This is a genomic window from Dysosmobacter segnis (assembly GCF_014297285.1).
Lineage (GTDB): Bacteria > Bacillota > Clostridia > Oscillospirales > Oscillospiraceae > Oscillibacter > Oscillibacter segnis.
Genome location: NZ_JACOQI010000128.1, coordinates 1 through 502, shown reverse-complemented (window position 1 = coordinate 502; position 502 = coordinate 1). Strand labels below are relative to the sequence as shown.

Annotated in this window: 1 protein-coding gene; it reads right to left on the bottom strand. The window is 41.6% G+C overall.

The window, feature by feature from the left end; genetic code table 11:
• A partial coding sequence (locus H8Z83_RS19375; protein WP_187016513.1) for a hypothetical protein occupies window positions 1–369 on the bottom strand: 369 nt, incomplete at its 3' end.
• Between the last annotated feature and the right edge of the window lie 133 nt (window positions 370–502).

Here is a 502-nt window from a genome sequence, read left to right as displayed (position 1 = left end):
CTCCATAATCTTCGCATACGGATTTCTTATATTCTCACCAAGCGAAAATTCGGAAACAACAGGATCGTTATCTGAGAACTTGACTACCACATACCCATTGGGATAACCATCTTCAAGAATGTCTACGCAATAACCAGAAATATTCTCATTTTCGCTATACATAGTTAGAACATTTCCTGCTGTAACATCTGCGGTGCTATCAATTGTTTCCACAAAACTCTTTGCATACTTTGCAACATTAACCTCGTTGATAGAACTAATTTCTTCCTTGGTGTAAACATTCTCTCCATCAATAGCGGAGGCCGGAGCTGAAAGTGACAAAATCATCATCAGCGAAAGTACCAGTGTGAACAGCCTTTTCATTTTCATGGTCATCTCCTTTCTACAAAAGCAGCGCACAAATCCACCAAGCTGAGTTGCTTCGGCTTCATCGTGCGCTGTATCATATTCGATTCAGCCTCGCAGTCAGGCTATCTTGCGGTTTACACCGTTTAGACCCTGT